This is a genomic window from Tianweitania populi (assembly GCF_014652875.1).
Taxonomy (GTDB): domain Bacteria; phylum Pseudomonadota; class Alphaproteobacteria; order Rhizobiales; family Rhizobiaceae; genus Tianweitania; species Tianweitania populi.
In genome coordinates, this window is sequence record NZ_BMZQ01000002.1 from 610,566 (window position 1) to 623,812 (window position 13,247).

Genomic DNA, 13,247 nt, shown 5'->3' on the forward strand with positions numbered 1-13,247 from the left:
CTGCTCTTTAGGTAAGGTCTTGCTTACGGGGCCGCAGGCTCAGCACCATCTGGCGCCCGATCTCGGCCGGCGACAGTCTGGAGTCGGCGCGATACCAGGTTGGCATCCAGTTCAAGGCGCCCAGAAAGTTCAGGCGAAACAGGCTGCGGTCGATCTCAGACGGCAGGTCCAGCGCTTCCACCAAGCCGGCGATCACCGTCTCATAACGATCGCGTTGCGCCACCAGCGTTTCCCGCAAGCCCTTCAGCGATTCCGAATAGTAAGGCGACACGATCACCGGCACTTCCGAGGAGTCGAGCAAGTCGGTGCAATGCGCCACGGCCGCCGCTTCCAGCCGGTTCCAGGGATCATCGACGCCCTCAATTGCATCGAGAACGGCCTGCGTGATCTTCTCCATGCCCGCGCCATGCACGGCCACGAAGATGTCTTCCTTGGACGCAAAGTGATAATAGATCGAGCCGCCGAGAATGCCGGTGGCCGACGCGATATCGCGGATCGTGGTCGCCTCGAAGCCGCGCGTGCCGAACAGGCGTGCGGCTTCCTGCATGATCTGGCGGCGACGGGCGCCGGTGCTGGCATCGTCCTCAGCCGCCTTCTCACCCCGGCTGTCGCGCGGCGCACGTTTGCCGTCCTTTGCCTTGGCGGCGATGCGGGTCGTTTTCTGCGGAAGCGAGGTCATTTCAAACGAATTAGCCGAGATAGTCCGGCGGTGCGAGTTCTTCTTGCATGAACGTTTGTTTGTCGCAGTACGCGTCCTCCCTCCTCGCGATAGAGCTTCCGTGATCGTGGGAACGGCTCCTGCCTCGCTCCGTTGAACCCGAAGTTCACCCAAGGAAGCGTTTCATGACCTTAACGATTTCTCGCCGCACCACTCTGGCCCTCGGCGCCGCCGCAGCCGCCAGCACTCTGTTCAAGCCGCATGTTGCGCGCGCCGCGGCACCTTTTGAACAACCCAAGCTGCCCTTCGCCGAAGACGCGCTGGCGCCGCAGATCTCCGCCCGCACCGTGGCGCTGCATTATGGCAAGCACCACAAGGGCTATTACACCAAGCTCAACGAGCTGGTGCCCAACACGCCTTATGCCGACATGACCTTGGAAGAGGTCGTGAAGCAGTCCAAGGCCAAGGGTGACGACGCGATCTTCAACCAGGCGGGACAGGCCTGGAACCACGAATTCTACTGGCAGCAATTCGCCGGGGGTCCAACCAAGCCCAATGCTGCTCTGGAAGAAGCCGCGACGCGCGATTTCGGTGGCGTGTCTGGCATGAACGAGGCGATTGTGGCGCAGGCCGACAAGGTGTTCGGCACCGGCTGGGTGTGGCTGGTGAAGGACGGCGACAAGCTGGCAGTGCGCGGCTACCAGGATGCCGGCAATCCCGTGCCGGACGGCTTGAAGCCGCTGCTCGGCATCGATGTGTGGGAACACGCTTATTATCTAGACTACGAGAACCGCAAGGCGGACCACATCAAGACCGTTCTCGCCGATCGCGTGAACTGGAAGTGGGTCGGCGAACAGTTCGCCTGACGCAATCCGAGCCGGCACACTCACAGCGAGCCGCCGGCTCTTTTCTCGCTGCCGTGAATGCAGCCATCAAACCGGAGTTCAGCTTACCGAATGGACGTTCTTCGCATCCTGCTCGCCATTATCCTGCCGCCGGTCGGCGTCTTCATGCAGGTCGGCATCGGCCTGCATTTCTGGCTGAACATCCTCTTGACGCTCTGCGGCTATGTTCCGGGCATCATCCACGCGGTGTGGGTGATCCTGCGCAAATAGAAAACGCGGCGCCGACTTCAGCGCCGCAGCTGTTTTATGCGGCCTCTGCAACGCGCTCGCGGAAATGGGCAATCGTATCGCGCAAGCCTTTTTCGAGCGGCACGGTCGGCTCCCAGCCGAGCAGCGCCTTGGCGCGGCTGATATCCGGACGGCGCCGTGTCGGATCATCCACCGGCAGCGGCTTGAACACGGTTTGGCTCGCTGTCTTGGTCTGCTCGACCACGAGCTTCGCCAGTTCGTTGATGGTGAACTCGCCGGGATTGCCGATATTGACCGGCGCCTTCGGGTTCTCGGCTACCGTCATCAGCGCCATCATGCCCGCAATCAGGTCCGACACGTAACAGAAGGAGCGCGTCTGCTCTCCCGTGCCGTAGATGGTCAGCGGCTCGCCGCGTAGCGCCTGCACCACGAGGTTGGACACGATGCGCCCGTCGTCCGGGTCCATGCGCGGGCCATAGGTGTTGAAGATGCGCATCACCCGCACATCGGCGCGGCCCAAGCGCAGGAAGTCGAAGCAGAGCGACTCGGCGGCACGCTTGCCTTCGTCGTAACAGGCGCGCGGCCCCGTGCAGTTGACGTTGCCGTGGTAGTCCTCGGCCTGCGGATGCCGGTCGGGATCACCATAGACCTCGCTGGTGGACGCCTGCAGGAAGCTGGCGCCCTTGGCTTCGGCAAGCGTCAGCAGGTTCAGCGTGCCCTGCACCGATGTCATCATCGTGTGGATCGGATCAGCCTGATAGCGCGGCGGCGAAGCTGCACAGGCCAGGTTGTAGACGAAATGAAGATCGTCCTTGATGTCGAGCGGCTCGCATACATCCTGCTTGATGAAGCGGAAGTTCGGATTGTTCTCGAGATGCGCGATGTTGCGCATCGAGCCGGTCAGCAGGCTGTCCACGCAGATCACCTGCATGCCCTGCTCCAACAGGCGATCGCACAGATGCGAGCCGAGGAAGCCCGCACCGCCTGTCACCAAAGCCGTTTTGCCGGACTGCGCTTCCTGAACCATTATGCCAATTCCTTAGTCGGCTCAGAACGCGCAGCCTTTGCGGCGCCGTCCTGTAGATAATTCGCCAGTTCGGCCGCGCGGGCGTGGCCCGTATGCCCAGCCAGAACCCGGGCCTTCGCGGCATCCGCCATAGCGCGCCGCCGCTCTTCGGACAGGCCGGTCAGGATTTGAACGACCTCGTCACTCGTTCTCGCGATCTCGATCGCTTCGCCCAACGGCAGCAGATCACCCAAGCCTTCCCAGAAGTCGCTGATGATGGCTGTGCCACAAGCGGCGGCTTCGAACAGGCGCACGCTCGGCGACCAGCCGGCGGCGATCATATCCGCGCGCGTGACGTTCAGCGTGAAGCGCTGGCGGCTGTAGAAGGACGGGTGTTCGGCCGGCGGCAGATGGTCGATGCGTTCGACATTCTCCGGCCAGTCGATCGTGTCGGGATATTGCGGACCGGCCACAACGAATTTGAGGTGCGGCAGGCGGCGCGCCGGCTCGATCAGCAGCTTTTCAAGGGTGGGCTGACGGTCGTCGCTATAGGTGCCGAGATAGCCGAGATCCCAGACCGGCGCTTCGCCGGTATTCTGGTAGCACGTGTCATCGACGGAGCAATATAGCGCCTCGGCCCGCCGTGCGCCGAACTCCCCTTCCAGCTGGCGCAGCGTGGGACCGCCGGTGAAGGAGAAGTAGATGTCGAAGAATGGCACCTGCCGTGCGGCCAGGTATTCCTCGTCGCCCTTTTTCAGCCGAGCAACGGTGATCGGCGTGTCGATATCGTAGAAGGCAAGCTGCTTCGGGTTCAGCGCGTGAACGGCATCGATAACCTTTGGCCCTTCCGGCACATAAGAGCCGATGATCACGGCGTCGGCCTCCCTGATCCGCTCGCCGAAGCGGCTGATCAGTTCGTCCACCGTGTCGTAATAATGCAGCTCGCAGAAATCCGGCGACGGCAAATCGCGATGGGCGGCGTACCAGGGCACATCGCGCTCCAGGAAGGTGACGCGGTGGCCAAGCGCTTCCAGCCCCCGCAGCATGCCCCGATAGGTCGTGGCATGGCCGTTGCCCCAAGATGACGACAGCGACAGGCCGATGATGACGATGTCGAGCGCATCACTCATTCCGCCGCCTCCCTGCCCTTGGCGCGGAAGTCGCGGAAGATCGCATCCGCTTCTGCAGCGCGGTCGGCATAGGTATGATCGCGCAGTACACGCGCCAGACCCGCTTTGCCGATTTGGTTGGCGCGCTCGGGCGTCAGCCCGGACAGGATGTCGGCGACGTCCTTGCCGTCGCGTGCAACCAGCACTTCTTCGTCCGGCTTCAGGAAGAAGTCGACGCCGAGCCAGGCATCGGTGATCAAACAGGCGCCGGCGCCGCAGGCTTCAAATACGCGGGTCGCGGGCGAAAAGCCCATATCGGCCATGGAATCGCGGCTGATGTTCAGCACGGCCTTCGGCGTGACGTTGAAGGCGTTGTGGTCGCGCGTGCCGACATGGCCGATATAATCGATATTGCCCGCCATCGGCTTGTCGCTCCAGCCGGACCCGCCGAGAATGAAGCGCTGCTCCGGCAAGCCAGCGGCGGGGTTCAGGAAGAAGCTTTCCACCCGCGCTTCGCGATCCGGCAAGCGGTTGCCGAGGAAAGCAAGATCGGCGGTGAAACGCGGGTCGTGATCGACCGGATGATGCGTTTGCGGATCCAGCGCATTGTAGATCGGAATGCAGCGCTTGGCGCCGATCGCGGTATAGGCATTCACCACGGGATCGCCACCGCCATAGGTCAGCACCGCATCGATTTCATTGAGCGCCTTCAGTTGCGGATGATCGGGATTGGCGCGCAGCTCGGCTAGCGTCGCCGGCGCATCGACATCCCAGAAGATCTTCATCGCGTCCGGCCGTGCCGCGCGCAGCACTTCGTCCAGCAGGCGATTGTCCTCGAAGCCAACGCCGCTCGTCTTCACGACGATGTCGGCATCCGCAGCCTTTGCTGCCTCAGTGCGCAAGGCCTCGACGGTGCCGTCATACACCACGACCTTGCACCATTCCGGCGGTTCGATGTCGCGGTTCTTCTGCCGGTCGTAAACATCCGGCTCGTAAAAGGTGATGTCGTAGCCACATGCGGCGAGATTGCGCAGCAGACCGCGATAATAAGTGGCCGCACCGTTCCAATAGGATGACAGCAGGCTCGAGCCGTAGAATGCGATCTTCACGCTGCGGTCTCCTTAGGCGAGGTGGCGCTGGTGTTGATGCCGAGACCGGAGAGGATCGCGAGCAGTTCGTCGACCCGGTGGCGGCAGGTGTGGCGGTTGCGGATGGTTTCTAGACCGGACGCCGAAATCTCGGCGCGCTGCTCCGGGTCAGCCAGTAATTTCCGGATTTTTTCGGTCATTTCCGCGCTGTTTTCGGCAAAAAGGAAGTCTTTTCCGGCGCGAAACAGCCCTTCTGCGTCGTTCCACGGCGCAGAAATCAGCGGAATTCCACAAGCCAAAGCCTCGAACATCCGGATCGTCGGAATGCCCGGCAGCGACTCCACATAAGGCCGGCGCGGGATGTGCATGGTCAGTTTCGCTTGCGCGAAAGCTATCGGCACATCGGCATTGGCGATCCAGCCGCCATAGCTCAGACCGGCTTTGTCCAACGATTTCAACGCGCTTTCCGGATAGCGAACCCCGCGGACGGTGCCTTTCAGCTTCAGCCTGGCAGCCGGTTCTGTTAGGAAGGACGCGATCTCAGCCGTGCGCTCGTCGTCGCCCCAATTGCCGATCCAGATCAGGTCCTCGGTCTTCTCGACCTCGGGATGCGGCTTAAACAGCCGATCATCCGCCGCCTCGTGCCAAGTGAAAACCCGCCTGCCCCAACCGGCCTTCAGGTAGCGCTCCCGCAGCGTTTCGCCGAAAGCCAGAACAGCATCGTAACCGCTGAGATCGAGGCCGCCGATGTCGCTCTCGGCCGATACGGCGCGGTGATGCGTGTCGTGGAAGATCAGCGTGAAACGCCCGCCATCCCGGCGCGCCTTGCCTATGCGCGCGACCAGCGCGGGGTCGGTCCATTCATGCACCAGCACGAGATCGGCCTGATCGAGCGCTGCTTCATGGTCGAAACCGGCATCATATTGCTCGGACTGGAGCGTCGGGAAATCCTGGCGGAAGCGCGTGACAGCCGCCTCGCCTTGATCCTTTAGAAGGTTCTCGCGGCTCCAGGCACCGATCGGCTCCAGCGCCTTGGCTTCATAGCCGCGTTCGACCAGATCGCGCATGACGCCGCGCAGGAAATGGGCGTTGCCGTGGTTCCAGTCGGACACGAGGGAGTGAGTATAAAGAAGAAATCGCATCAATCAGCTCGATAAAACCAGGCGCTGCTCAGCCGGCGCGCGAACAGCGTCATAGATCTGCAGCATGGCTTGCGCCTGTGCTTGGAGGGAATAGCGTTTGGCGCGCTGCAAGGCCTTACGGCCCATGTCGCGGCGCAGCGTTTCGCTTGCGATCAGCTTCTGCAGCGCTTCCACGAAGGAGGCGGGATCGCGCGGTGAGGCAAACAAAGCGGCCCCATCCCACAGTTCGCGATAGGTCGGGATATCTGCAAGCACCAGCGGCGTGGCGGTGGAGGCCGCTTCTAACGGGGCGAGGCCGAAGGGTTCATAGACCGAAGGCGACACGAAGATGCCGGCGCTGCTCATCAAGTGCTGCATTTCCGCTGCCGGCACGGTGCCAAGATGTTCGCTATGCTGCATGCTGATACTCTGACCGTTCGGTCCCTTCAGCGATCCCGCAAGCAGTACCGGCCATGGAAGATGTTCGGCGACGTCATCGAGCACCGCGCCGTTCTTGCCTTCGTCCCACCACCGACCGGCGGCGAAGACAAAAGGCTGGCGCTGCGCGATCTCGGGGCCAGCCTGCGAGGCGTTGTAAACGACCGAAAGGCCTTTGATCGGCCCGTAGCATTGCTCCAGCGCATCGGCATGGCTGCGACTTGGCGCGAGCACGACATCGGCGGCATCGAAGCCTTGGCGGTTGAAGCGCTTCTGCCAGGCCCATTGGGCAGGCACGTCTTCTCCGCGAACGGCATGCATCCAGGTGACAACGCAGGAATGCGACATCGTCACGATCGGGCAATCGAGCTTCAAGCCGCAGGCTTGCGATGGTGCGTTCAGATGAAGAAGGTCGATGCCTTCGTTTCTGACCAGCCGCTCCAGAAGAGCGGGCAAATCGGCCAAATCCTCCGGCCCTTCGGCCAGCCAGTCGAGCTGGGCATCTTCCCAGATCAGCTTACCCAGCTGTTCGGCTTCCGCGCGTTGGGCGGGCGACGGATGCGGGCCGAGACCAACGAAGGTGAAGTGGACACCGGATGATTGCAGGCCGGCCGCGAGATCCATGGCGTAGCGCCATACGCCGCCGACGGCATCCACCGTGATCAAGACGCGCGCTGGATGCGGCCCGTTCGAGGCTGTCTTGATCTCCGATCCTTCGCCCCTCGCGCGATCCGCTGCTTTCACGCCGACAACACCTGATGGCTTGGCTGCTGCTTCGAGGCTCGACCGGCTACACGATTTTCCGCCAGCCAGCGGGCGAGATCCGCCAGACCGTCCTTCCAGCCGACCTTCGCTTCCCAACCGATCGCCTGTTTGATCTTGCGCGTATCGGCCACGAAATAGAACTGGTCGCCCTTACGCCAGTCAGCATGCTCGAGCTGCATGTTGCGGCCGGTCAGATGGGAAATCTCGCTCAACACAGTGCGCAGGCTGACGCTGTTTTGTGGGCCACCGCCGAGGTTGAAGGCCTGACCGGAAACCTGGTCGATATGGTCGAGAACGCCGCGATAGGCTGCAACGCAATCGCTGACATGCAGGATATCGCGCACCTGCTTGCCGTCGCCATAGATCGAAACCTGTTCGCCACGCAGGGCCTTGAGCAGGAAATGCGCCACCCAGCCCTGATCTTCGGTGCCGAACTGGCGCGGACCATAAATGCAGCTCATGCGCAGCACGGCGGTGGGCAGACCGTAGGACTTGGCATAATCCAGCACATACTGGTCCGCCACGCCCTTGGAGCAACCATACGGCGTGCAGAAATCCAGCGGCCGACTTTCGCTGACGCCGTGATCGCCGATCGCCTCGTCGGCAGGATGGTAGCGCTCGTCGCCTTCCACCATCTTCATGTCTTCAAGGCCGCCATAAACCTTGTTGGTGCTGGCAAAGATCACCGGTACGCGGCGCCCCGTGGCGCGAATGGCTTCAAGGATGTTCAGTGTTCCGCGCGCATTGACCTCAAAGTCATCAACCGGATCAACCAGGCTGGTGGTGACAGCAGTTTGGGCGGCAAGGTGGAAGACGGCGCTCGCCTTGCTCACAACCGGCAGAAGCGCTGCCGTATCGCGTATATCGACACGTGCAGCTTGAACGCGATCACCATAGGTAGAGGTTAGCCAAGCAAGATTCTCTTCGACGCCGGGGCGGCTGAGATTGTCGAGAATCGTGACGTGCTGGCCTTCACGCAGAAAGCTTTCTGCCAGGTTCGATCCGATGAAGCCGCTGCCGCCAACGATGACGACTGTCTGACCGCCTCCGACGATCCCAGGTCCTGCCACGCTTCAAGCTCCCCTATTGCCGCTGCTTCGCGTCATCTACGACACCAATCCCCGCTCTTCCAACTCCTTCTTCATCTGCGCGCCGCGGTCGACCGCACCCGTCACGCTGACCCATTCGGCCAGCTCGCCGAGCGTGTCCTGCAAACGATATTTCGGCTCGAAACCGAGGAGTTCGCGCGCTGCCGTAATATCGGCGAAGCAGTTGCGGATGTCGCCTGACCGCGTCTTGTGCAGGATGTCGGGTTTCAGTTCCGGCACACCCATGGCTTCAGCCAAAAGGGTGGCGACTTCCTCGATCGTGTAGGCATTGCCACTGCCGACATTGATGACGTGGCCGTTGGCCTTCGGGGCTTCCAGCGCAAGGCGGAAGGCGCGGGCGACGTCTCGCACATGCACGAAATCGCGGCGCTGCTGACCGTCTTCGAAAATCATCGGCGGCTGATTGTTGGCGAGGCGCGAGGCGAAGTTGGCGAGAACGCCGGTATAGGGATTGGACAGCGCCTGTCCCGGGCCGAACACGTTAAACAGACGCAGTGCAATCGCTTCGACATTGTAAGCCTGACCGTAGATCAGGACTTCGCGTTCCTGCGCGAACTTGGTCAGCGCATAGATGGAAGCGAGATCGACTGGCTTGTCTTCGGACGTGGCGACCGGGGTTAGAACAGCGCCATCAGTTGTCACAGGATTCCACTGGCTGGCCTTCACGCGCTCGGCCTGGCGGCGCACGGCACCGTGCAGCTTGCCGTCCGGGCTCTGGTAGAAACCTTCGCCGTAAACGCTCATGGACGATGCCACGATGATGCGCTTGATCGGCTTGCCGATCATCTTTTCAAGCAGAACGGCGGTGCCGAGATCATTGGCGCTGACATAGCGGGCGATCTCATACATGGACTGGCCGACACCAACTTCGGCCGCCAGATGGATGACGCTTTCCACGCCTTCGAGCGCCTGCTCGACTGCCTTGGCATCGGTCATCTCGGCCTTGATGAAGTCGACACGCGGATCAAGCTCGGGGGCGACGCCGCCGTGAACCTGCTCGATCAGCCCGTCGAGAATGCGGACTTCGTGGCCCTTTGCCAGAAGCTCTTCAACCACATACCGCCCGATGAAGCCGCAGCCTCCCGTCACCAATACCTTCTGCACGTGCACGTCGCTCCTTCGTGGCCTGAGCTTCCACAACTAGGAAGAAGGCAAATTGTTCATAGCTGCCGCGATGGCTCTGCAGCCCTCAGGAAAGTTCAACACGTTGATGAACAAAGCCCTCGTTCCCTAGTTTAGAGCATTCATAAGAGCTGGGAAGGTTGCGGTGCAAATCTGCTGGCAAGGCCGGCAGGAGCTTGTTGAAGCGGGAGACGGTAAGGGGCGCAGCCGGCTCGTTCAGCCAAATGGCAGCTATGAGTTGGACAAGTCTGGTTTGAAGTACAAGTTGCATCATAGGCGCTACAACCTTGGATGCTGAAGGACAGTGCATGAGGCTTTCGATCATCGGCGCGGGCTATGTCGGACTGACAACAGGCGCCTGCTTGGCAGAACTTGGCCATCACGTGATCTGCATCGACATGAACGAAGAGCGGGTGGCGAGGCTGCGGGACGGTGAGGTGCCGATCTACGAGCCTGATCTTCATGATTTGATGACATCCAATATCGGAGCCGGCCGTCTCTTCTTTAGCGCCGATACTGCGACAAGCGTTGCCGATGCTGATGCCGTCTTCATCGCGGTCGGGACGCCGTCTCTTGTTGATGGCGATATCGACCTGTCCTTCGTTCAGGAAGCGGCGCGCGGCATTGCCAAGGTGATCAAGCCGAACTGCGTGGTAGTGGTGAAATCGACCGTTGTCGTCGGCACCTGCAAGGCGTTGCGCGAGATCATTGCGGAAGAACGCGGTGCACTGGATTTCTCGATCGCTTCCAATCCCGAATTCTTACGCGAAGGCACGGCTGTCAGCGACTTCCTCGAGCCGGAGCGTGTGGTGTTCGGATCGGACGATCCGCGTGCCTGCGCGGTCTTGGAACAGATCTACAAGCCGCTGGCCGATCGCGGCGTAACCGTGATGCGCACCAGCAACGCCAATGCCGAGTTGATCAAGTACTCCGCCAACGCCTTTCTGGCCTTGAAGATCGGCTTCATCAACGATGTCGCCAACCTCTGCGAACAGGTCGGCGGGGATGTTTCGGCGGTGGCTGCGGGCATTGGGCTGGACAGCCGCATCGGGTCTGCCTTTCTGTCGGCTGGTCCGGGCTTTGGCGGTTCGTGCTTTCCCAAGGACACCCGCGCTTTCGCCGCCACCGGCCGCAAGCACGACGCGCCGCAAGGGCTGATCGAAACGCTGATCGAGGGTAACGAGGCGCGCTCGCAGATGCTGGCGGAACGCGTGCTGGCGGAGCTTGGATCCGATGCTGATGGTGCGACGATTGCGGTGCTCGGCTTGGCGTTCAAGGCCAACACCGACGATACACGGGAATCGCCAAGCCTTGCCCTTATCCCCTGGCTGCAGAAAGCCGGCTGCCGCATCAAGGCGCATGACCCGAAGGCGATGATGGAAGCCGCCAAGCAGCTCGACGACATTTCCTTCTGCGAAGACGCTTATGACGCCGCGAAGGATTCCGACGGCGTGATCGTGCTGACGGAATGGGACGAGTATCGCCGGCTCGATCTTGCCAGGCTTGCCGGCACTATGCGCGGCTCGCTATTGGCTGATTATCGCAATCTGTGGCTTCCGTCCGACATGACCGATCTCGATCTGACTTATCTCAGCATTGGCCGCCCCACCATCCACCATGCCAGCGGGACCGCGATGGTGGCGAAACCGGCGGCGCGTAAGGTCGAGCGCTCGATCGCGGCCGGTTCTTCCGCAGGCTGAGCAGCATGTCCAAGAACGAACAAGCCGCAGCATCGCGCGGCACGATGAAGGCCGCTGTCGTGACCGGCGCCGGCCAGATGCAGGTGGATCAGGTCGCCATCCCCGAGCCGAAGGTCGGCGAGATCCTCATCCGGCTGGAGGGTACAGGCGTCTGCGCATCCAATCTCGGCCCTTGGAGCGGTCCGGACTGGATGCAGTTTCCGACCGAACCCGGCGGTCTCGGCCATGAAGGCTGGGGCGTGGTCGAAGCGCTTGGCGCGGACGTCACTGGCTTTGCCGTCGGTGACCGCGTGGCCGCGCTGTCGCAGCACGCTTATGCCGCCTACGACACGGTGCCGGCCGAGATGGCAGTTCATTTGCCGGATTCGCTTTCCGGACAACCATTCCCAGGCGAGCCGCTGGGCTGCGCCATGAACATCTTCCGCCGTGCTGAGATCGAGGCCGGGCAGACGGTGGCGATCATCGGCATCGGCTTTCTTGGCGCATTGCTGACGCAGCTGGCTTCCAAGGCCGGCGCGCGCGTCATTGCCATCTCGCGCAGACCGTTCTCGCTGGAGTTCGCAAAAGCGATGGGGGCGGCCGAGGTAATTCCTATGGAGGATCATTGGGCGATCATCGAACAGGTGAAGCAGCTGACGGATGGCCGTTTCTGCGACCGCGCGATCGAGGCCGTCGGGAAGCAGTGGCCACTTGATTTAGCCGGCGAATTAACGATGGAGCGCGGCCGCTTGATTGTCGCAGGGTATCATCAGGATGGACCCCGTCAGGTCAACATGCAGATGTGGAACTGGCGCGGGCTGGACGTGATCAATGCGCATGAGCGCGATCCCGCGATCTATATGCGCGGCATGCGCGAGGCGGTGGATGCGGTGGTCAGCGGCCGCCTCGATCCGACGCCGCTTTATACGCATACCTATCCCCTCGAAGAGCTCGGCACGGCGCTGAACGCGACACGCGACCGTCCGGAAGGCTTCCTCAAGGCACTGGTGGTGCCGCGATGAATGCTGCCAAGCAACGCGTCGGCTTCCTTGGCGTCGGCTGGATTGGCCGGCAACGGATGCAGGGGATCATTGATACGGGCGTCGTTGAGGTTGTGGCCCTCGCTGATCCTTCGCCGGAGATGACGGACGAAGCCGCCAAGCTCGTGCCAGGAGCCGCCATCGGCGCTATGCTGGACGACGTGCTGGCGCAGGATCTCGACGGGCTGGTGATCGCCACGCCCAGCGCCTTGCATGCGGATCAATCCATTGCGGCGCTGAAGGCCGGCGTCGCCGTGTTCTGCCAGAAGCCGCTTGGGCGTTCAGCCCGCGAAGTGCAGGCGGTGATCGATGCGGCGCGGGATGCCGATCGGCTGCTTGGCGTCGACTTCTCCTATCGCTTCACCGCCGGCGTTCAGGCGATCCGAGAACTGGTGCAAGGCGGCGAACTCGGCGACATCCGCGCGATCGATCTCACCTTCCACAACGCCTACGGTCCGGGTAAGCCGTGGTTTTATGACCGCAGTCTCTCCGGTGGCGGCTGTTTGATCGATCTCGGCGTGCACCTCATCGATCTGGCGCTTTGGGTGCTCGACTTTCCTGAGGTCAGCGACGTTAGCGGGCATCTTCTGTCCGACGGCAAGCTGCTCCATGCCAACCCGGAAGCCGTCGAGGATTACGCCGTGGCTTCGTTCCGCTTGGGCACCAGCACGATCGTGCGGATTGCCTGTTCGTGGCAATTGCAGGCGGGGCAGGAAGCGGTGATTTCGGCTGCGTTCTATGGTGCGCAAGGTGGGGCGGAACTGCGTAACGTCGACGGCTCGTTCTATGATTTCACGGCCAAACGCTTCCGCGGCACATCGAGCGAGACGCTGGTGTCGCCGCCTGACGAGTGGGGCGTACGAGCGGCTCAGGATTGGGCGGAGCGGCTTGCGCGCAGCAAAAGCTTCGACCACCAAGCCGAGCGGATCGTGGATGTGTCCAGGGTTCTCGACCGCATCTACGGCATCACATGAAAAAGGAGCGCGCTGCGCTCCCTTTTCTTTGTAGCTCGCTGCCC

At 62.0% G+C, this 13,247-nt stretch carries 13 protein-coding genes; 5 read left to right on the forward strand and 8 right to left on the reverse strand.

The features are described 5' to 3' along the window. Positions 1-7: 7 nt before the first annotated feature. On the reverse strand, positions 8-679 hold the full coding sequence (locus IE166_RS12275; protein WP_189504231.1) for a TetR/AcrR family transcriptional regulator: 672 nt from the start codon (positions 677-679) through the stop codon (positions 8-10). A gap of 164 nt (positions 680-843) precedes the next feature. Here IE166_RS12275 and IE166_RS12280 point away from each other — a divergent pair, with 164 nt between their 5' ends. Together IE166_RS12280 and IE166_RS12285 are read left to right on the forward strand one after the other, a co-directional pair. Then, a complete protein-coding gene (locus tag IE166_RS12280) occupies positions 844-1,524 on the forward strand; it encodes a superoxide dismutase (protein WP_189504232.1) in 681 nt (226 codons plus the stop codon). Positions 1,525-1,614: 90 nt separating this feature from the next. Continuing rightward, positions 1,615-1,773: a YqaE/Pmp3 family membrane protein gene (locus tag IE166_RS12285; RefSeq protein WP_189504234.1), complete on the forward strand. Its 159-nt coding sequence runs from the start codon at positions 1,615-1,617 to the stop codon at positions 1,771-1,773. A 34-nt stretch (positions 1,774-1,807) separates the two neighbouring features. Here the strand turns inward: IE166_RS12285 and IE166_RS12290 are convergent, their stop codons facing one another. From IE166_RS12290 to IE166_RS12320, 7 genes are read right to left on the reverse strand one after another with little or no spacing between them, the layout of a single operon-like run. Next, positions 1,808-2,779 carry a UDP-glucuronic acid decarboxylase family protein gene (locus tag IE166_RS12290; RefSeq protein ID WP_189504236.1) on the reverse strand — a complete coding sequence of 324 codons (972 nt, stop codon included), beginning with the start codon at positions 2,777-2,779 and terminating at the stop codon, positions 1,808-1,810. After that, a complete protein-coding gene (locus IE166_RS12295; protein ID WP_189504238.1) occupies positions 2,779-3,888 on the reverse strand; it encodes a CgeB family protein in 1,110 nt (369 codons plus the stop codon). Before IE166_RS12295 ends, IE166_RS12290 begins: the two co-directional genes overlap by 1 nt. Further along, positions 3,885-4,976, reverse strand: a complete 1,092-nt coding sequence (locus IE166_RS12300; protein WP_189504240.1) for a CgeB family protein — start codon at positions 4,974-4,976, stop codon at positions 3,885-3,887. The genes IE166_RS12295 and IE166_RS12300 overlap by 4 nt, the downstream gene beginning before the upstream one ends. After that, positions 4,973-6,097, reverse strand: coding sequence for a CgeB family protein (locus IE166_RS12305; RefSeq protein ID WP_189504242.1), 1,125 nt, complete (start codon positions 6,095-6,097; stop codon positions 4,973-4,975). The genes IE166_RS12300 and IE166_RS12305 overlap by 4 nt, the downstream gene beginning before the upstream one ends. Before the next feature lie 3 nt (positions 6,098-6,100). Continuing rightward, the gene (locus tag IE166_RS12310; protein WP_385965782.1) at positions 6,101-7,258 is read right to left on the reverse strand and encodes a glycosyltransferase family 4 protein; all 1,158 of its coding nucleotides are present in this window, start codon (positions 7,256-7,258) and stop codon (positions 6,101-6,103) included. After that, positions 7,255-8,349, reverse strand: coding sequence for an NAD-dependent epimerase/dehydratase family protein (locus IE166_RS12315; RefSeq protein WP_189504244.1), 1,095 nt, complete (start codon positions 8,347-8,349; stop codon positions 7,255-7,257). Before IE166_RS12315 ends, IE166_RS12310 begins: the two co-directional genes overlap by 4 nt. Before the next feature lie 36 nt (positions 8,350-8,385). Next, complete coding sequence (locus IE166_RS12320) at positions 8,386-9,492, reverse strand: NAD-dependent epimerase/dehydratase family protein (RefSeq protein ID WP_189504246.1); 1,107 nt, start codon at positions 9,490-9,492, stop codon at positions 8,386-8,388. Between the two features lie 326 nt (positions 9,493-9,818). Between IE166_RS12320 and IE166_RS12325 the strand changes: the two genes are divergently transcribed. From IE166_RS12325 to IE166_RS12335, 3 genes are read left to right on the forward strand one after another with little or no spacing between them, the layout of a single operon-like run. Continuing rightward, positions 9,819-11,210, forward strand: coding sequence for a UDP-glucose dehydrogenase family protein (locus IE166_RS12325; RefSeq protein WP_189504248.1), 1,392 nt, complete (start codon positions 9,819-9,821; stop codon positions 11,208-11,210). A 5-nt stretch (positions 11,211-11,215) separates the two neighbouring features. Beyond that, on the forward strand, positions 11,216-12,211 hold the full coding sequence (locus IE166_RS12330) for an MDR/zinc-dependent alcohol dehydrogenase-like family protein (RefSeq protein WP_244641454.1): 996 nt from the start codon (positions 11,216-11,218) through the stop codon (positions 12,209-12,211). Beyond that, positions 12,208-13,203, forward strand: a complete 996-nt coding sequence (locus IE166_RS12335) for a Gfo/Idh/MocA family protein (RefSeq protein ID WP_189504250.1) — start codon at positions 12,208-12,210, stop codon at positions 13,201-13,203. The genes IE166_RS12330 and IE166_RS12335 overlap by 4 nt, the downstream gene beginning before the upstream one ends. The last annotated feature ends 44 nt before the right edge of the window (positions 13,204-13,247 follow it).